The organism is Arthrobacter wenxiniae, from assembly GCF_013376105.1.
Classification (GTDB): Bacteria; Actinomycetota; Actinomycetes; order Actinomycetales; family Micrococcaceae; genus Specibacter; species Specibacter wenxiniae.
The window spans coordinates 20,293-36,492 of record NZ_JAAMFM010000039.1 but is presented as its reverse complement, the minus strand read 5'-3'; the positions used below and the strand labels follow the sequence as shown (position 1 = coordinate 36,492).

The following is a 16,200-nucleotide window of genomic DNA, read 5'->3' as shown; positions in this document are numbered from 1 at the left end:
CGGCGGGGGGGTGTTCGTTGGGCACCAACACGGGTGGTTGTTGGTGGCCGAATAAAAAGGGGTCGGTGGAAAGCCACAGGTGCGTGGTGCGCGGCTATTGGCTGGTGCCTGTCCGGACGTGCAGCGTACCCGGGGTGCCTGTGGGGCCTGCGGTTGGTGGGTAGGCGGTGGAGCGTGGGCGTGTGCGCAGGACCATGAATGCTGTGGCTGCGGCCAGGCAGATCAGTCCGGCGACCCAGGTATTGACCCGAAGGCCGAGGATAAGGTTCGCGTAGTCCGAGCGCATGAGCTCAAAGGCGAACCGTCCAGCCGTGTAGCCGCCGGCGTAGAGGGCGAAGACGGCACCGGCGCCGAGCTTGTAGTGCCGGTCCAGGGCGAGCAGGGCGAGCCCGACGACCAGACACCAGAGTGATTCATAAAGGAATGTCGGCTGGTAGTAGCCGAGGATGATCGCGTGGCCTGAGGCGTCCGTGGCGGCGGTTCCGGCGGCTGTGTCCATTTGATGGATTTGGAGTTTCCAGGGCAGTGTTGTCGGATCGCCGTAGAGTTCGTTGTTGAACCAGTTTCCCCACCGCCCGAGTGCTTGGGCGAAGATGACGCCGGGGGCGACGGCGTCCAGGAAGGCGATCAGGGACACCCCGGCCCGGCGACAGCCTATCCAGGCGCCCACACATCCCAGGGCGATGGCTCCCCAGATGCCCAGGCCACCATCCCAGATGGCGAACGCGTTCCACGGGTTGCGTCCGGGTAGGAAATACAGTTCGGGATCGGTGATGACGTGGTAGAGCCGGCCGCCGATGATGCCGCCGGGAACGGCCCAGAGGCAGACGTCCATGACCTGTCCGGGGCGCCCACCCCGGGCGATCCAGCGCCTGGATCCGAGCCAAATGGCTACCCCAATGCCGGCGATGATGCAAAGGGCGTAGAAGTGGATGGTCAGTGGGCCCAGGTGAAAGGCGCTGACCGTCGGGGAGGGCAGGAATGTCTGGTTGGTCATGGGGTGCCGTTCGGTGAGTGAGGGACGCGGCGGGTCGTCATCGTGCACATTGTCATGGTTTGCTGCGGAAACGCTGGGGGTCGGTGGTGCACGGCACCCGACGCAGGTACCGTCGGGTGCCGTGCCCGTGAAGCCTTCAGGACCCGGCCTGCCGCTTGCCGGAGACGGCCAGGATGGCGGCGAGCAAGGCTGTGGCGGCGAACACTGTGATCGCGAGTTCGAATCCGGCAGTGGAAGCGGGGGCGCGTCCGCCGGTTGTTGCGGTTCCGGAGGCCAAGACGTAGAGGACGGCTCCGAAGGCTACACCCAGGGAGGTGCCGACGCCTCGGGTCATGTTCATCACCCCGCTGACCATACCTGCTTGGTGCGTGTGGCCGGCTGCGGCGACGGTGGCATTGTTGGCCGGAGTGAACAAACCCAGACCCACCCCGATCCCGCCTAGCGCGGAACCGGCGAGCCAGAGATTTCCGCCGGAGAAGGCCAGGACCGCCAACGAGGCGGCCGCCAGGGCCATGCCGACGGTAGTGGGGACGCGGGCCCCAAGCCGGTCCGCAAGTGTCCCGGCGACGGGGGCGATCAGTGCCAGTCCGATGGGCAAGATGGTCAACAACAACCCGGCCTGCACCGGCGGCATGGAATGCGCCGCTTCCAAATACAACGGCGTCACGAAGAGCACGCCGAAAAGGACCAGGTAGCTGAGCAGGCCTGTGGTGATGCCCCGGGAGAAGGTGCCCGCACGGAAAAGCCCCATGTCGACCAAGGGGTGGGGCGCCCGCCGTTCCCAGAGGACGAAAGCGGTGAAAAGTACCAAGGAAGCGGACAGCAGTGCTGCGACCAGGGGGTTGGCGAATCCGAGCCGTGAGGCCTCGGAGAGGGCCAGCAGGAGCGCGCCGGTTGCTGGCATGAGCAGGAGCAGCCCGGCCCAGTCCAGCCGGACCTTGGGCGCCTTGACGTGGGTGCGGGGGAGCAGGAACCAGCCGAGCACCAGGCCGATGATGCCGGCGGGGATGTTGACGTAGAACACCCAGCGCCAGCCTCCCGCGCCGACAAGGAGTCCGCCGACGGAGGGGCCCATGGCCAGGCCCACTGCCTGGGCCGCGCCCTGCAGGCCGATCGCCTTGCCGAGCTTGCCCGCCGGCATGCTGGTGCGGATCAGCGCAACACTGTTGGCCTGCAACATTGCCGCCCCGACCGCCTGGATCGCGCGGGCCACCAGCAGCCAAGTGATGTCCGGGGCCAGGGCGCATCCCAGCGACGCCAGGGTGAAGAGCCCGAAGCCGTAGGTGTACAGGAGTTTGCGGCCGAGCATGTCGGCGAGGCGGCCGATGGCGGAGATGCTGCCCACCAGGACCAGCAGGTAGATCAGGGCGACCCATTCAACCTGGGCCAGGGAGGCATTCATGTCCGTCTTGATGCTGGGAATTGCCAGCGTCACGATGCTGGCGTCCAGCTGGCCCATGAACGCGCCAATGCACACCGTGGCGACCACAAGCCAGGGCGCCGAGGGACGGCGTCGGACCCAATCGGGTCTGGCGGGTTCACGAAAGAGTCGTTTCCACCACGCTTTTGGACCGGGAACCCCCAGGGCAAGTTGTTCTGACATAGAACTATTCTATGTCAGAAAATACCAAGAGAGATAGCATGGGCGCATGACCCACACGGCAGAAGCGCTTCCCGAGCCCCCCAGCGAACCACTGCACGGGGTCGGAGATGCATGGTCACTGACCGACGTCATCACCCGGTTGCGTCGCGTTCTGCGCTCGAGCGTTCGACATGAGTTCCCCTGGGAGGCACTGCCCATGGCACAGGTGGAAATCCTCCAGCGCCTTGCCGACGAACCCGATCTGGGCGTCAGCGAGCTCGCCGCCCGACAGCGCCTGGCGACGAACACCGTCAGCAACTTGATCCAGCAAATGGTGGTTTCACAGTTGGTCAGCCGCACCCCGCGCCCCGGAGACCGGCGCGCCCAGAACCTGCGACTGACCAGAACCGGGACGGAATTGTTGCAGGCCTGGCAGAACGCCAATGAACGTCGCGTGGCCGACGCCTTGTCCAGACTGCCGCGCCACCGCCAAACCCTGATCGAAGAAGCCATCCCCGCGCTCTCGGAGCTTGCTGCCCTTCTGGAGACGGACGAATCAACAGACACCACCATCGGGAGGGCCGCAGAGAAGCCATGAGCCAGCCAGAAACCAACTAGCCCAGCAGCCGGTATGGCCTCGTACTGGCCATGGACATCATCGCCGTTGGCCTCCTCATCGCCCTGGCCGCCGTGCGCCCACAGGCGAGCGTGCTCCTCTGGCTGTTCGCCCTGGTGTGGACCGTGGTGGCGGTCGGGCGCGGCATCAACGAGCACCGAGCCCGCACCGTCGACGTCGCTGCACGCTCCTGGGCAGCCAACTGTTCCAACCGTCGATCAGGCTCCTCGGGAACGGGCGAATTCAAGGCCATGCCATAAGCGGCCCTTCGTCTCTAAGCGTGGTTAGGACCGGCCAGGTGTCAGGGTTTGGGCTATGCCCGGCGTGGCGGTCCGGGAGAAACGTCAGGGGCTCCTTGAATTGGTAGCGACCAAACTTCCAACTTCATCAGGAGCCCTGACGTGTCCAACCCTACTTCCTGCGAATGTGGACGGTGGTGCGGGCGTGCCGATGCCCTTCTGGGTGTTCCCGGCGTTCATATGACCGCTGTTGCCCAGGCCGCCACCGGCCTGATCGTCCATGGTCAAACCGCCCAGGGCCTGACCGGCTGCCCTGCCTGCGGTGTCGCTGCCGTGGGACATCGCCGGCGCCGGGTCCGGCTTCACGACATCCCTTGTTGTGGCGGGCCCGTCCGGCTCGTCCGGGCCAAACGGTTATGGCAATGCCGGGTCGGCCTCTGCCCCACGACAGTCGTCAGCGAACAGCACTCCCTGGCCGGCAAGCGGGCGATCCTGACGAACCGTGCCATCCGCTGGGCAACCGATGCCGTGGAGAAATGCGACGCCTCCGTCTCCGCCCTCTCCCACCAGCTCGGCGTCTCGTGGCGGGTCCTCTTGAAGGGCATCGAGACCGAGGGTCGGCGCCGGGTCGGACGCCTCTAACGCCTTGCCGGCAGTGATGCGCTCGGGGTCGACGAGCATGTCTGGACGCACGCCGGGTTCCCTGGATCGGGAATGGTCACCGGCATCATTGACCACACCCGTGACGCCCATGGCAACGTCCATGCAAGGCTGCTGGACCTGGTCGCGGGCCGGTCGGGGAAGGCCTCCACGGCGACTGGCTCAAGGAACGCGGTCCCGCGTTCGCGGCAGGGATCAAGGCCGCCAACCCCGACCCGTTCCGCGGCTACGCCAGCGCGATCCGCGACGAACTGCCCGAAGCCATTGTCGTGGTTGGTGCGTTTTATGCCGATGTCTTGCTTATGCCAAGGTTGGTGGTCCTGGCCCGGAATCTCGGGGCGCCTGGGGTGAAGGCCTCGGCATAATCAGAGACCTCGAGGAACGCGATGACGGTGCTGTCGATCCCGGCTGTGAGCAGCCGCATCACCTTGGTGTGCCGGAGGACGGGCGGAGTGATCTTCTTCACGGTCAGTGTCGGTCGCCGGTCCGCACGGCCGCATCTACCCTGTGCCCGGGGTGGACTGTCGGCAGGCCGCCGACTCCGATCGCGCCACACCGGGCATCTCCGCTGCCCGTGCCGGCATGCGCCGCGTCGCCGGCCTCCGCCGACAATACCTCCCGGATGTGGAGCGAACGGACCTGGTCGACGGCACCGGGCACCGGGCCTGGGAAGCCGCCCGCTTGAGGACGGACCATCCCAGCAAGATGACGGCGGCAGCGGCGAGGAACGGCTAAATTGGTGCGATGGATTATACGGCGCCAGAGGTGCCCAATGCCAGTAGTGACAGCTTGTTGCAGTCGGGGCACACCACTGCCAAAAACGAGACAACAGCACGCGCCGTGCTGAACCCTGATGGGCCGCCGGGGCCCGCCCCCTGAAGCTCATCGTCCGGGGCGGCACCGCCGCCACCAGATATGTCGGGGCCGAGGCGGCTGCCGCCCCAGACTCCGGCGCGCCGGCCATTGCGACAGTGCCGCTGTCAAAGTCACACGGTCGTATTATTCACAGGGCCTTCCTGGCTGTCACATAGCATGCAAGGGACAAACTGATGCAGGTTTCGGCCGGGTCGAAGCCCTGCCGTCGACAAAGGAGCCCTTCATGCCGGACGCCGGATCTTCAGGCAATTCCCTGGACGCGGGGGCTGCCCGCGGTCTCCTGGTCCATTCCGCGGGACCGGCCGACAGTGCCGGAATCTCCGCCGCCCTGCGCAGTGCGGCGAACGCGGTGGCCGCACTCGCTGCGGGGGTTCCCGTCGAGGTCGTGGTGCAAGGCCCCGGGGTGTCTCTCTTGGCCGCCGGATCGACCCTGGAAGAGTCGGTCAGTGAAGTCCTCGCCCAAGGTATCCGGATCCTTGCGTGCGGGAACAGCCTACGTTCTGTGGGCCTGGAGCCGGGGGAATTGTCCGCCGGTGTCGGTTCGGTCCCCGCTGCCATCGCGCACCTGGCCACGCGGCAGTGGGAAGGGTGGGCTTACGTCCGCCTGTGACCTGCGCCGATATGGGGTGGAAGGTCCTCTCAGGGTGCCCGTTCTGGCGGGAAAGAGTGGCCGGCAGGCCGTGCACGCATCGCCGGAAGCCCCGCCGGTGGAGGGCGTCAGGGCCATCCGCTCGAGTTGGAGACGCTTCCGCAGCGCCCATCCCAGAAGGGCTAGTGACAGCAGGGCGAAGGCTGGCTGTATCACCGCGGCAAGAAGAATGGGGGCTGCGCTGGTGAACAGATGGGCGGCCAGGGTCCCTGGGTCGGTGGATGTTGCGATCACCAGTCCGGTCAAACCTGTCAGGGGCCATCGGGTGTCGCAAACAGTGGCTTCGGCTCCGATGGGTGCGCCGAGGTAGCTGCCTACCAGCAGGCCGGCCAGAATCGAACCGGCTGCGACAATCACGGCATGCCACCACATGGCACCGGTTGGGCCCGTCATGTGGTTCATCGACACGACAACAGTCGCGGCGGCCACCGCGGCGATGCCTGCACGGGCCTTGCGGACCGGCCTCCAGCGTCGCAGCAGAGCGAAGTCACCGCTTAGCTGATGCCTCACTCCGGCCATTGCCCGGCCGCTGTCTCTCGCCACTGTTTCCTCGATCCGGCTGTCAGTATCCATGCCTGGTCCCAGCCGTGTTTGGGCTGTAGGCGCTTTCTCGGCCGCGTCAGGCTGCACCCCAGGGGTTTGAGTTTGGCTGTTCGGGGTTGCCGGCGAAGGCGACCGAGATCTCAGGGAGTGATGTCAGTGAGTTGTGTACGGTGCAGTGGGAGGCGACGGCGAGCAGGGCCTCGCGGCGTTCGGAGGGCACGCCGTCGGGGATGGTGAGGTGTACATTGATGCGGGCAACGCGTGCGGGTCGCGAGCCCATGTGGAAATCGGCCTTCACGGCGAGGCCTTCGGTGGGCAGGGCGTGCCGTTCCAGGTAGCGGCGGGCGTAGAACGCGACGCAGCCGGCGAGGCTGGCGATAAACAGCTCCGTGGGGGTGGGGCCGGTATCCTCGCCGCCGTCGCCGATCGGCTGGTCGGTCCGGATGACGTGGCCGCGGATGTTGATGTCGAAGCGGTCGCCGCCCAGGTGCGCGACCCGGACTGCCTGGCTTTCCCCGGGCGCGCGGCCTCCGGCGGCCGTTGCGCTGCCTGCGGCTGTGATGGCTGGTTCGCTGCTCATTGTGTTTCTCGATCCGTCGGTGGGGCATGCCCGGGACTCCCCGGGCGGGAGCAGGGGTCCGGTTCTATTTCGAGCTCGCCGGGGCGGCTGCCATTTTTGCCCGGACCTCTCCCATGTCCAGCTCTTTGATGCCCGTGATGAGCTGTTCCAGCCCGGCTGCGTTCATCGCCCCCGGCTGGGAGAACACCAGGATTCCCTCCCGGAAGGCCATCAGCGTGGGGATGGAGCTGATGCGCGCGGCTGCGGAGAGGCCGGGCTCGGCCTCGGTGTCCACCTTTGCGAAGACGACGTCCGCGTGGTTGTCGGAGGCTTTGCTGAAGGTGGGGGCGAACATTCGGCAGGGCCCGCACCAGGCTGCCCAGAAGTCCACCAGGACGATGTCGTTGCCGGTGATGGTGTCGTTGAAGGTCGCTTCGGAAATGTCGATGGTTGCCATAGGAATATTTTATACCCCCATGGGTATCTTGACAACAAGAGGGTAGGCCCTTTCCGTTTTGCATTAATACCCCCTGGGGTATCATAATGGAAGGGCAACTACCCGCCCGGGCTGCCGGAGACCATGAAAGGGCACCAGCATGAAGAGCATTTCAGTGGACGACCTGGCCGCACTCGGGCCGGATGTTTCCATCATCGACGTCAGGGAAGAGGAAGAGTACTCGGAGGCCTGCGTCCCGGGAACGAGGAACATCCCGCTCTCGCGTTTCCAGGAATCCCTCGGTGACGTTCCGGCTGGTCGGACGGTGTATGTGATGTGCGCCTCGGGCGGCCGCAGCTCCCGGGCCACGGCGCATCTCACGGCTGAGGGCTATGACGCGGTAAATGTCATGGGCGGCATCACGGAGTGGTACCGCAACGGGTACCCGGTTGACTATCCGGGGCGCGGTAAGTGACCATGTCCTCCACGCTTGACTTCCCGCCACCTCCGCACCTCCCGGACGCCGGCAGCCGCCGCACGATCAACCGCCTCAAGCGCGCCCGGGGACAGCTCACCGCGTTGATTGCCGCCTTCGAATCCGGGGCGGATTGCCGCAATGTCGTCACCCAGCTCTCGGCGGTCCGCGGCGCCCTGGACAGGGCCGGATTCGAACTGATCTCGGCGGCTATGCGCGAGTGCCTCACCGAGCCCGCGGACGCCCCCACGGCAGTCGGCGTGCAGCCGGGACTGGTGGTCCAGAAACCCACCCTTGCGGAAGTCCGCACACTTTTCCTGCGACTGACCTAAGCTGGCTCCGGCCACCGCCAGGGCAACGGCGCCCAGCCCACATATCCAGCACGACCGCCCCGTCCTACCGAAAGGTTCAGTCCATGGAAATCACCCCCCAGCAGCTCGCGGAGCAGCTCAAGAACGGCGGCGACGCCCAGATTGTCGATGTCCGGGAAACAGCTGAAGTCGCCGAAGGCATGATCGCCGGCGCCAGGCACATCGCCCTGGGCGAACTGGCCGGCCGCCTGGACGAGCTGGACAAGTCCCGACCCGTCGTCGCGGTGTGCCGCAGCGGACGCCGCAGCGCTGCGGCCGCGGACCAGCTCACGGCGGCCGGCTTCACGGCCTACACCGTCCCCGGCGGAATGCTCGACTGGACCGCCGCAGGCCTCCCCACCGGCTGACCCCACCAGACCGCCCGGACGGCGCACCCCCCTATGCGCCGTCCGGGTTGCCACCTGCCCGGACCGTGTTCCTGACACGGGGAGCCGGGCGGAGGACGGCGGCTGCCCGCAAATGCGGGGCCGCCAGCAGAAATGTTCCAAGACATACCGAAAGAGATCATGACTTCCTTGAAGACCACCCCCGTTGAGTCCGCACCCCAGTCCATCGATGCCCCGACGCTGAAGGCCTGGGAAGAGAACCACGACGATCTGATGGTCATCGACGTGCGCGGCGGAGCGGAATTCGATGCCCTGCACATCAAGGGCTCCTACCATGTGCCGCTTCCGATGCTCAGCGAGCACACCGAAGAATTCGCGGCAAAGCTGGGCACCCGCGTGGTCCTGGTCTGCCAGTCCGGCAACCGGGCCGAGCAGGCCCGCAAACACCTGGACTCCGTGGGCCTGGCCGGCGCCAGCGTCCTGACCGGGGGCGTCCCCGCCTACGCCGCGGCCGGCGGCAACGTTGTCCGCGGCCGTGGGCCCTGGGCCCTGGAACGCCAGGTCCGGATGACCGCAGGCTTCCTGGTCCTCGCCAGCATCGTGGCGGCGAAATTTGCCTCACCGAAGCTGTCCCTGGTGGCCGGCGGCATCGGCGCCGGGCTGACGTTCTCCGCCGCCACCAACAGCTGCGCCATGGGCCAGATGCTCTCCAAGATGCCGTGGAACCGCTCCGCCAACGAGCCCACCGCCCACCAGGCCCTGAAGAACCTGGACACCCGGGCATGATCCTCACCGCGGCGGCGTTCGGGCTGCTCGTCGGCGCCCTGCTGGGCCTGGTAGGAGGTGGCGGATCCATCCTCGCCGTCCCCGCCCTGGTCTACGGGGTCGGACTGCCGCTTGCCGCGGCGATCCCGACGTCGCTGGTCGTCGTCGGCGCATCCTCCGCCGTCGCGGTGCTGCCCCGCCTGCGGACCGGGGTGAACTGGCGCCTGGCGCTGATCATCGGCGCCGCCGGCACCGCCACCGCCTACCTCGGCGCGGCCGTCAACCGGCTCCTGGACCCGAAGATCCTGCTCCTGGCCTTCGCCGCGATCATGGTCTTTGCCGGCATCAGGATGCTGATGCCCTCCAAAACCGCCGGCGGGTCCTGCGCGCTGCCCGGCGGCGGGGTTCACTGGCGCAGCTGCCTGCCCAAGGCGATCGCCACCGGCGCCGTCGTGGGCTTCCTCACCGGCCTGCTCGGCGTCGGCGGCGGCTTCCTGATCGTCCCCGCCCTGACCCTGGTCCTGGGCCTCCCGATGGCCTTGACCGTGGGAACATCCCTGGTCATCATCGTCATCAACTCGGCCGCCGGCTTCGCCGCCCACCTCGCTGATCTGCAGATCGACTGGGCCGTCACCGCAGCCTTTGCCATAGCGGCGATGGCCGCCTCCCTCGCAGCCGGGCGGATCGGCACCAGGATTCCCGACAAGACCCTCAAACGCGGCTTTGCCGTCCTGGTCCTGGCGATCGCCGCCTACGTCGCTATCCAGGCACTCCTTTCCTAAGAGTGACTGCCAAAGGAACAGTGAAGCGCCGGAGGACATGTCCTCCGGCGCTTCACTGTTCCTTCAACGCCTGTGCTCGGGTGCCGGGCGGGTCGACCTACCGTCCGAACAGCTTCGCAAAGAAGCCCTTGCCGGCCGGCTCCTCGTTCTCATGCCCGCGGCACCGCTGGGAGGCCGGAACCCCACGCATCACCTGATCAACGTGCTGCCCGCAGCCCGCCCACGTCGTCTTCCCGCATTTCTTACAAGTCACGGCACGGCACATCTGGTTACTCCCTTTAGCTGGCTGGATGGTCTTATCAGTATACCCCATGGGGTATCGTATGCGGCTTGAGTACGTGGAACAGGGTCGGCTGAGGTCCCGGAGCGGGAGATCCTGTGCCAGCCCGCTGTGGGCCTGGGGGCAGCGCTTGATTCAGCGGAAGGGTTTGCGCATTGGCATCCATCACGAGATTCTGATCCTTGGCGGCGGCAATGCCGGTGTGGGTGTCGCAGCGAGACTCCGTCATTCCGGACGGACTGACATCGGTCTGATCGAGCCAAGCGGCGTGCACTGCTACCAGCCTTTGTGGACCCTGGTTGGGGGAGGCGTCGTTCTCGCCTCCGGCGGGACGGTTACGTACGACTACCTCGTGGTCAGCCCGGGAATTCAGCTCGACTGGGACAAGGTCCCCGGCATGGCCTGGGCCATCGAGTCGCCTGCAGCCTCAAGTAACTACCGCTACGACCTTGCCCCCAAGACCTGGGACATGATCAAGAACCTGACTTCAGGCACGGCCGTCTTTACGCAGCCGTCCGGGCCGATCAAATGTGCCGGAGCTCCACAGATGATTGCCTACCTTGCGGCAGACTTCTGGCGCAGCCAGGGGGAGCTGGAGGACACCCGTGTGGTGTTGGTTCTTCTGACGCCGGTCATGTTCGGGGTCAAGGTCTTCTCCGATGGACTCGACCGCGTGGTGGCCGATGATGGAATCGAGGTCCGCTTCCACAGCGAAATGGTGGAAGTGGATCATTCCTCCCGGACCGCGGTCATTGCGGACAACTAAGAAGGGACCAGGGAATCGCTGCACTACGATTTGCTGCACGCAGCGCCGCCGCAGCCGGCCCCGACTGGCTTAAGCGCACACCGCTGGCCGATCCGGCCAACCCGGCCGGATGCGTCGAGGTGGACAGTACCACCGTGCAACACGTCCGCCATCCCGAAATCCTTGCCCTGGGTGATGCCGGATCCACACCGAACTCAAAAACCGGGGCGGCAGTCCGAAATCAGGCCCCGGTGCTGGTGAAAAGTCTTCTGGTCGCCATCAACGGGGCAGTTCCCGCGGCCCGGTATAGCGGATACTCCTCCTGCCCGCTGACAACGGCTCGCGCCAAGATGCTGCTCGCGGAGTTCGATTATCCACTCCGGCCGGCTCCCAGCCATCCCTTTATTGACAGCACCAAGGAACGCGGTGACATGTGGCTGCTAAAACGCTAAGGCCTGCCGTTCATGTACTGGAACCTGATCCTCACAGGCCGTGTCTGAACCGGACCGGAGTTGCGGTGCCATGACGGTCGAGGAGGGTTCTTCGAGAAACGATGTTGGGCTGAAGCCAGGTGCCCGGGTGGGGCTTCCCGCAGACGGAACTCTTGGAATTCCTGCACCCTCCGGCTGGCAGGGAACTGGCGGCTTTGCACGTCGTGCCGCGAAGACACGGTTTCCATATAGGGAGGAATGATGGTGGCAGAAGCGGTTTTTCCGAATTGTTGTCAGGGTCGACGGGTCGGACTCGTCGGTGGCAGCTCTTGAATGGGCCCCTGAAGAGGCGCGATTGCGGTCCCGGCAGGTCCACGTTGTCATGGCGTGGCACTTCCCGTCATAGGGGACGCCGCCGGCAAGGCTGGGGACCCTGAGGCGTTTGGGGACAACGCCCGGCGTGCACATGCTGATGCGATGCGGCGGCCATCCGAGGCCGGGGCGGGGGTCACCGGTGAGGTGACGGAGGGGCATCCAGCGGAAGTTCTCCCCAAGGCGGCCGCCGGGGCAGACCTCTTGGTCGTCGGATCGCGTGGTCATGGCGGTTTCGCAGGAATGCTCCTGGCCTCGGTATCAAGCCTCACGCTGCACCAGGCCCATTGCCCGGTGCTGGTGGTCCGTACTGGTGCCAGTGCTCGTTCTTAGCCGGCGCGTTGGTGGTCTGTGGCGCGCATCCGGACAGCCACGAGGATTCCCGAGAGTGCGGTGAGAGCGCCCACGGCGGCGACGGCTGTCGGGATGCCGAAGGCGTCCGCGAGGATGCCGGCTAGGAGGGCGCCGACGGCGAATCCGCCGTCGCGCCAGAGCCGGTAGATGCCGACCGAGCGGGCCCGCCAGGCCGGGTGGGCGACGTCGCCGATGGCTGCCAGCAGGGTGGGGTAGACCATGGCCGTTCCCAGGCCCAGGAGGATGGCGGCGGCAAGCCAGATCCCGAAGCCGGTTCCGAGGGCGATCATTCCCAGTGCGACTGCCTGGACGAGCATGCCGCCGACGATCAGCCATTTGCGGCCGTACTTGTCCGACAGGGCCCCGGTGACGAGCTGGCCCGCGCCCCAGACGGCCGGGTAGACGGCGGCGAGGATGCCGATCCTGTCGATGCTCAGTCCGGCGGCGGCGAAGAGCACGGGGAACAAACCCCACGAGAGGCCGTCGTTGAGGTTGTTGACCATGCCGGCCTGGCTGACCGAGGACAGCGACTTGTCCCGGAAGCTGGTGAGGGTGAAGATTTCCCGGTTCCCCAGCTCCCCGTGGGCGTCGGCGTGGGCGGAGGTGTGGTTGGCGGCCTCCAGTCTGGCGTGGTCCCGGGTTTCCTTCACCGCGAAGACAGAGAGGCCCAGGCCTACGGCGATGTAGGCAGCGCCGAGCAGCAACGGTCCCGGGCGGAGCCCGTAGTTGGCGGCGATGTAGCCGGTAGCCAGGGCTGTGGCGGCGACGCCGAGGTATCCGGCGGCCTCGTTCAGGCCCATGGCCAGGCCGCGCCGGGAGGGGCCGACGAGGTCCATCTTCATGACCACAGTGGTGGACCAGGTCAGGCCCTGGCTGATGCCCAGGACAACGTTGGCTGCGACGATCCAGCCCCAGGAAGGTCCGAAGATCAGCAACAACGGGACCGGGAGGGCAATGATCCAGCCGGTCACGAGGACCGGTTTGCGGCCGTAGCGGTCCGAGAGGGTGCCGGCAAAATAGTTGGTGCCGGCCTTGGCCAGCCCGAACGCCAGGATGTAGGTCAGGGCGGGGGTGTAGAGGTCCAGGTGCAAGACCTGACCGGCCAGCAGGGGCAGCACGGTGCGTTCCTGGCCGAGCGTGCCGCCGACCAGGGCGTTGACGGCGACGAGGAGCATGAACTGGGCCAGGTTCTGTCGCAGGCCCAGCGAGAGGCCGGTGCGTCGTGGGGTATCCCTCCGGACGGCACGGTCTTGGGGTAGTGCGGCGCTACCGGGCGTCATCTGTGTACTCCGCTCGTCCGGGACATGCGTTGGCGGCGGCCCGGTGTCCCGGACCGCCGCCAACGTGAGTCAGTCATTTGCTTCAGGTGGTGCCTGGATCAGTTGCTGAAAACGGAGTCCGGCGACTGCTGCCAGGTGGCCCAGCCTGCGTAGCTGCCGTCGAGTTCGACGACGTCGTAGCCGGCACGGCGCAGGGCGCTGGCCGCCACCGAGTTCCGGACCCCGCTCTGGCAATAGGAGACGATGGTGCCCTCGGCCGGGAGATGGTCCAGGTTCCACATCACCCGTCCGCCGCTGAGCTGGTGGGAGCCGGGGATGTGGCCGGCGGCGTGTTCGGTGCGGTTGCGGACGTCCAGGACCATGGCGGCGTCGAAGCCTTCGAGTTCTTCGGGTTGGATCAGCCTCGGCGTGCTTGCGGGCAGGCCTTCGAGGCTGGTGACGTAACCGGCGATCTTGTCGATGCCGACGCGGACCAGGTGGTCCCACATTTCCTGCGCGGCTCCCTGGTTCGGAGCCAGCAGCACGAGCGGGTTTTTGTCGGTTTCCGGGTTGACCACCCAGGCGCCGAAGCTGGCCGTGGACTTGCCGGCCGGGATGTTCAGGGAGCCGGTGACGGTGCCTTCGTGGACTTCGACGTTCGAGCGGGTGTCGACGAAGGTCACGGTGTCCGCGGCGAGGCCGGCCACGACCTCGGTGGTGGCAAGTTCCCCCAGGGGCACGCGGGCTCCCATCACGGCCGGGCCATCGCGGTTTTCGCGTTTCATCCGGGCGAAGTAGGCGTGGGCGTCGGGCTGGCCGTCGAGGAGTTCGTTGATGAAGCCCTGTTCGTCGTTGGCGGCCAGGTACGGGCCCCACCAGGCGTAGAGCCGTTCGTAGCCGACGGTGGTGGAGGGGATGGCGCCCAGGGCCTTGCCGCAGGCGCTGCCCGCGCCGTGGCCGGGGTGGACCTGGACGTGATCGGGCAGGGTCAGGAACTTCTCCCGCAGGCTGGCGAAGAGCTGCGTGGCCCCGGCGAAGCGGGTATCCACCCCGCCGGCCGCCTCGTCCAGCAGGTCCGGGCGGCCCAGATCACCGGAGAAGACAAAGTCCCCGGAGAGCAGGTAGCCGGGGGTCTCGGCGAATGCGCCGTCGGTGACCAGAAAGGACAGGTGCTCCGGGGTGTGCCCGGGGGTGTGGACGGCCTTGACCGTGATGTTGCCCAGGACGATCTCATCGTTGTCGCCCAGGCGTTCGGCCTCAAAGCCGTACTGCCAGTCCGCCCCGCCCTCGCCGGAGACATAGGCGGTGGCGCCGGTCGCGGCGGCCAGTTCACGGGTTCCGGAGAGGAAGTCCGCGTGGATGTGGGTCTCGGTCACGGCCACGATCTTCATCCCATTTGCTGCCGCGAGGGACTGGTATACGGCGATGTCGCGGCGGGGGTCAACGACGAGGGCCTCGCCCTTGGCCTGGCAGCCAATGAAATAGCTGGCCTGGGCAAGGTCTTCATCGTAAATGCGCTCGATAAGCATGGGGCTCTCCTTTATGGGGCGGTGGGGGAGTTTCCGGGAGCGAATTCTCCGTTCCTCTAGCTCCAACAATAATACCCCCTAGGGTATCTTGCAAGCGGGCTGTGCGCGGCCGGCCACGGGTAGGCCACTGCTGGCAGCTATACCCTCCCGGGTATAGAATAAGCAGAAGCACCCGCCCAGCTCTGGAGTCCGCCATGGAACTTGATTCGACAGACCTCACCCCCGTCATTAACCGGCTCAAGCGCGCCCAGGGGCAGCTCGCCGGCGTCACGCGCATGCTGGAGGAGGGGCGGGACTGCAAGGACATCGTCACCCAGCTCGCAGCTGTCTCCAAGGCCCTGGACCGGGCGGGTTTCGCCATCATCGCCAGCGGGCTCGAACAATGCCTGGTCCGCGGGGACTCGTCCATGGACACCAAGGACCTGGAGAAACTCTTTCTGTCCCTCGCCTGAGGCGCGCCCCGCCGACCTTGCAGGAGCGGCCATGAGCGGTACGCACGCTGTCACCGTCCCGCTGGCCTGGGAGAAGGCCGTGCAGCGCACCCGCGAGGCTCTCGCCGAGCAAGGATTTGGCATTCTCTCTGAGATCGACGTCCGTGCGACCTTTGCCGCCAAGCTCGGCGCCGAGGCCGCCGACGCCCTGGGCGACTATGTCATCCCGGGTGCCTGCAATCCGGCACTGGCCCGCCGGGCCCTGTCCGCCGAACCAGCCCTGGGGGCCCTGCTGCCCTGCAACGTGGTCGTCCGACGCGGCCACGACGCCACCGAAACCACCATCGAGGCCATCGACCCGCAGCCCATGGTCCAGCTCAGCGCTTACCCGGCAGTTCGTGAGATCGCCGACGACGCCGGCACACGGCTCCACGCCGCCTTGGCCGCCCTCGCCCCCTCCTGACAGTGACGCACAGCACCCGTCGCCGTCGGAGCAGGGGGCCGTCACCTGCGCGGTGGCGGCTTCGGTGCGCAAACAAAGGAATCCAGGACCTCAGGTGCTTGCTCGCCGGACTTTGGCGTGCCGTCATCGAGATCGGTACCGGTGATGGACCGTCACCGCATCTGCCCCGCCACCCCACGTCCTGGCCCAGGAACCTGAGGACTACCTCGGGGCCCTGGTTCTGAACAATGCCGCATGTGCCCCTGTCCCCGTCACTGATATCGCACGCAATTCTGGGGTCAGCCGCTGTGCTGTCTGCCAATACCTGCAATACGACCGTTGGTGAAGCGCCACGGTTGAGTCGTGCAAGAGGGCAATGAGTACAACAACTGTCAGTGCCGACCTAGGGCTTTCAGGGCCAAAGGGCCCTTCACTGTGGTTCGGCAGTGGGTGAGACTTCGTCTATAGGCCAGGAGTGAGG

At 66.6% G+C, this 16,200-nt stretch carries 22 protein-coding genes; 15 read left to right on the top strand and 7 right to left on the bottom strand.

Going from position 1 to position 16,200, the window contains the following annotated elements; all coding sequences use genetic code 11:
* Nucleotides 1–94: 94 nt before the first annotated feature.
* Together lgt and G6034_RS17930 are read right to left on the bottom strand one after the other, a co-directional pair.
* Nucleotides 95–997 carry a prolipoprotein diacylglyceryl transferase gene (gene lgt / locus G6034_RS17935; protein ID WP_176636471.1) on the bottom strand — a complete coding sequence of 301 codons (903 nt, stop codon included), beginning with the start codon at nucleotides 995–997 and terminating at the stop codon, nucleotides 95–97.
* A 136-nt stretch (nucleotides 998–1,133) separates the two neighbouring features.
* Nucleotides 1,134–2,600 carry a DHA2 family efflux MFS transporter permease subunit gene (locus G6034_RS17930; protein WP_176636470.1) on the bottom strand — a complete coding sequence of 489 codons (1,467 nt, stop codon included), beginning with the start codon at nucleotides 2,598–2,600 and terminating at the stop codon, nucleotides 1,134–1,136.
* Nucleotides 2,601–2,646: 46 nt separating this feature from the next.
* Here G6034_RS17930 and G6034_RS17925 point away from each other — a divergent pair, with 46 nt between their 5' ends.
* From G6034_RS17925 to G6034_RS17915, 3 genes are all read left to right on the top strand, one after another.
* Nucleotides 2,647–3,177, top strand: a complete 531-nt coding sequence (locus tag G6034_RS17925; RefSeq protein WP_176636469.1) for a MarR family winged helix-turn-helix transcriptional regulator — start codon at nucleotides 2,647–2,649, stop codon at nucleotides 3,175–3,177.
* 50 nt (nucleotides 3,178–3,227) lie between these two features.
* Complete coding sequence (locus G6034_RS17920) at nucleotides 3,228–3,455, top strand: hypothetical protein (RefSeq protein ID WP_176636468.1); 228 nt, start codon at nucleotides 3,228–3,230, stop codon at nucleotides 3,453–3,455.
* 219 nt (nucleotides 3,456–3,674) lie between these two features.
* Nucleotides 3,675–4,076, top strand: coding sequence for a transposase family protein (locus tag G6034_RS17915; protein ID WP_176636467.1), 402 nt, complete (start codon nucleotides 3,675–3,677; stop codon nucleotides 4,074–4,076).
* Nucleotides 4,077–4,377: 301 nt separating this feature from the next.
* On the opposite strand, the gene G6034_RS17910 is transcribed toward G6034_RS17915, so the two are convergent.
* Nucleotides 4,378–4,560, bottom strand: coding sequence for a hypothetical protein (locus G6034_RS17910; protein ID WP_176636466.1), 183 nt, complete (start codon nucleotides 4,558–4,560; stop codon nucleotides 4,378–4,380).
* Nucleotides 4,561–5,193: 633 nt separating this feature from the next.
* Between G6034_RS17910 and G6034_RS17900 the strand changes: the two genes are divergently transcribed.
* Nucleotides 5,194–5,580 carry a DsrE family protein gene (locus G6034_RS17900; protein WP_218064044.1) on the top strand — a complete coding sequence of 129 codons (387 nt, stop codon included), beginning with the start codon at nucleotides 5,194–5,196 and terminating at the stop codon, nucleotides 5,578–5,580.
* Nucleotides 5,581–6,238: 658 nt separating this feature from the next.
* Here G6034_RS17900 and G6034_RS17895 read toward each other — a convergent pair.
* On the bottom strand, nucleotides 6,239–6,742 hold the full coding sequence (locus G6034_RS17895; protein ID WP_176636464.1) for an OsmC family protein: 504 nt from the start codon (nucleotides 6,740–6,742) through the stop codon (nucleotides 6,239–6,241).
* Between the two features lie 64 nt (nucleotides 6,743–6,806).
* Nucleotides 6,807–7,178, bottom strand: coding sequence for a thioredoxin (gene trxA, locus G6034_RS17890; RefSeq protein WP_176636463.1), 372 nt, complete (start codon nucleotides 7,176–7,178; stop codon nucleotides 6,807–6,809).
* 139 nt (nucleotides 7,179–7,317) lie between these two features.
* On the opposite strand from trxA, the gene G6034_RS17885 reads away from it, so the two are divergent.
* The 9 genes from G6034_RS17885 (at nucleotide 7,318) to G6034_RS20215 (ending at nucleotide 12,037) form a co-directional block, all read left to right on the top strand.
* Entirely contained in the window at nucleotides 7,318–7,632 is a 315-nt protein-coding gene (locus G6034_RS17885) for a rhodanese-like domain-containing protein (RefSeq protein ID WP_176636462.1), read from the top strand.
* A 2-nt stretch (nucleotides 7,633–7,634) separates the two neighbouring features.
* Nucleotides 7,635–7,964: a metal-sensitive transcriptional regulator gene (locus G6034_RS17880; RefSeq protein ID WP_176636461.1), complete on the top strand. Its 330-nt coding sequence runs from the start codon at nucleotides 7,635–7,637 to the stop codon at nucleotides 7,962–7,964.
* An 83-nt stretch (nucleotides 7,965–8,047) separates the two neighbouring features.
* Nucleotides 8,048–8,350 carry a rhodanese-like domain-containing protein gene (locus G6034_RS17875; protein WP_176636460.1) on the top strand — a complete coding sequence of 101 codons (303 nt, stop codon included), beginning with the start codon at nucleotides 8,048–8,050 and terminating at the stop codon, nucleotides 8,348–8,350.
* A 159-nt stretch (nucleotides 8,351–8,509) separates the two neighbouring features.
* Complete coding sequence (locus G6034_RS17870) at nucleotides 8,510–9,115, top strand: rhodanese-like domain-containing protein (RefSeq protein WP_176636459.1); 606 nt, start codon at nucleotides 8,510–8,512, stop codon at nucleotides 9,113–9,115.
* Nucleotides 9,112–9,876, top strand: a complete 765-nt coding sequence (locus G6034_RS17865) for a sulfite exporter TauE/SafE family protein (RefSeq protein WP_176636458.1) — start codon at nucleotides 9,112–9,114, stop codon at nucleotides 9,874–9,876. Before G6034_RS17870 ends, G6034_RS17865 begins: the two co-directional genes overlap by 4 nt.
* 548 nt (nucleotides 9,877–10,424) lie before the next feature.
* Nucleotides 10,425–10,922, top strand: a complete 498-nt coding sequence (locus G6034_RS19995) for an NAD(P)/FAD-dependent oxidoreductase (RefSeq protein WP_246296274.1) — start codon at nucleotides 10,425–10,427, stop codon at nucleotides 10,920–10,922.
* 119 nt (nucleotides 10,923–11,041) lie between these two features.
* Nucleotides 11,042–11,353: a hypothetical protein gene (locus G6034_RS19990; protein ID WP_246296261.1), complete on the top strand. Its 312-nt coding sequence runs from the start codon at nucleotides 11,042–11,044 to the stop codon at nucleotides 11,351–11,353.
* A gap of 298 nt (nucleotides 11,354–11,651) precedes the next feature.
* The gene (locus G6034_RS20525) at nucleotides 11,652–11,738 is read left to right on the top strand and encodes a hypothetical protein (RefSeq protein ID WP_425485545.1); all 87 of its coding nucleotides are present in this window, start codon (nucleotides 11,652–11,654) and stop codon (nucleotides 11,736–11,738) included.
* On the top strand, nucleotides 11,720–12,037 hold the full coding sequence (locus G6034_RS20215) for a universal stress protein (RefSeq protein WP_343038152.1): 318 nt from the start codon (nucleotides 11,720–11,722) through the stop codon (nucleotides 12,035–12,037). Before G6034_RS20525 ends, G6034_RS20215 begins: the two co-directional genes overlap by 19 nt.
* Here the strand turns inward: G6034_RS20215 and G6034_RS17850 are convergent.
* Both G6034_RS17850 and G6034_RS17845 read right to left on the bottom strand, forming a co-directional pair.
* The gene (locus G6034_RS17850) at nucleotides 12,034–13,233 is read right to left on the bottom strand and encodes an MFS transporter (protein ID WP_246296278.1); all 1,200 of its coding nucleotides are present in this window, start codon (nucleotides 13,231–13,233) and stop codon (nucleotides 12,034–12,036) included. The two genes, G6034_RS20215 and G6034_RS17850, sit on opposite strands and share 4 nt — an antisense overlap.
* A gap of 203 nt (nucleotides 13,234–13,436) precedes the next feature.
* The gene (locus tag G6034_RS17845) at nucleotides 13,437–14,846 is read right to left on the bottom strand and encodes an MBL fold metallo-hydrolase (protein ID WP_176636457.1); all 1,410 of its coding nucleotides are present in this window, start codon (nucleotides 14,844–14,846) and stop codon (nucleotides 13,437–13,439) included.
* A gap of 194 nt (nucleotides 14,847–15,040) precedes the next feature.
* Between G6034_RS17845 and G6034_RS17840 the strand changes: the two genes are divergently transcribed.
* Both G6034_RS17840 and G6034_RS17835 read left to right on the top strand, forming a co-directional pair.
* Entirely contained in the window at nucleotides 15,041–15,298 is a 258-nt protein-coding gene (locus G6034_RS17840) for a metal-sensitive transcriptional regulator (RefSeq protein WP_176636456.1), read from the top strand.
* Between the two features lie 31 nt (nucleotides 15,299–15,329).
* Nucleotides 15,330–15,740 (top strand): DUF302 domain-containing protein, encoded by a 411-nt coding sequence (locus G6034_RS17835; RefSeq protein WP_176636455.1) that lies wholly within the window; start codon nucleotides 15,330–15,332, stop codon nucleotides 15,738–15,740.
* Nucleotides 15,741–16,200: the final 460 nt, after the last annotated feature.

Coding starts and splice junctions, on each gene's coding strand:
- G6034_RS17850 (WP_246296278.1), bottom strand. CDS start 13,233: ATGCTCCTCGTCGCCGTCAACGCCCTGGTCGGCGGCACGCTCGGCCAG.
- G6034_RS17880 (WP_176636461.1), top strand. CDS start 7,635: ATGTCCTCCACGCTTGACTTCCCGCCACCTCCGCACCTCCCGGACGCC.
- G6034_RS17865 (WP_176636458.1), top strand. CDS start 9,112: ATGATCCTCACCGCGGCGGCGTTCGGGCTGCTCGTCGGCGCCCTGCTG.
- G6034_RS17870 (WP_176636459.1), top strand. CDS start 8,510: ATGACTTCCTTGAAGACCACCCCCGTTGAGTCCGCACCCCAGTCCATC.
- G6034_RS17885 (WP_176636462.1), top strand. CDS start 7,318: ATGAAGAGCATTTCAGTGGACGACCTGGCCGCACTCGGGCCGGATGTT.
- G6034_RS17835 (WP_176636455.1), top strand. CDS start 15,330: ATGAGCGGTACGCACGCTGTCACCGTCCCGCTGGCCTGGGAGAAGGCC.
- G6034_RS17920 (WP_176636468.1), top strand. CDS start 3,228: ATGGACATCATCGCCGTTGGCCTCCTCATCGCCCTGGCCGCCGTGCGC.
- G6034_RS17895 (WP_176636464.1), bottom strand. CDS start 6,742: ATGAGCAGCGAACCAGCCATCACAGCCGCAGGCAGCGCAACGGCCGCC.
- G6034_RS17845 (WP_176636457.1), bottom strand. CDS start 14,846: ATGCTTATCGAGCGCATTTACGATGAAGACCTTGCCCAGGCCAGCTAT.
- G6034_RS17915 (WP_176636467.1), top strand. CDS start 3,675: ATGACCGCTGTTGCCCAGGCCGCCACCGGCCTGATCGTCCATGGTCAA.
- lgt (WP_176636471.1), bottom strand. CDS start 997: ATGACCAACCAGACATTCCTGCCCTCCCCGACGGTCAGCGCCTTTCAC.
- G6034_RS17900 (WP_218064044.1), top strand. CDS start 5,194: ATGCCGGACGCCGGATCTTCAGGCAATTCCCTGGACGCGGGGGCTGCC.
- G6034_RS17840 (WP_176636456.1), top strand. CDS start 15,041: ATGGAACTTGATTCGACAGACCTCACCCCCGTCATTAACCGGCTCAAG.
- trxA (WP_176636463.1), bottom strand. CDS start 7,178: ATGGCAACCATCGACATTTCCGAAGCGACCTTCAACGACACCATCACC.
- G6034_RS17875 (WP_176636460.1), top strand. CDS start 8,048: ATGGAAATCACCCCCCAGCAGCTCGCGGAGCAGCTCAAGAACGGCGGC.
- G6034_RS17930 (WP_176636470.1), bottom strand. CDS start 2,600: ATGTCAGAACAACTTGCCCTGGGGGTTCCCGGTCCAAAAGCGTGGTGG.
- G6034_RS17925 (WP_176636469.1), top strand. CDS start 2,647: ATGACCCACACGGCAGAAGCGCTTCCCGAGCCCCCCAGCGAACCACTG.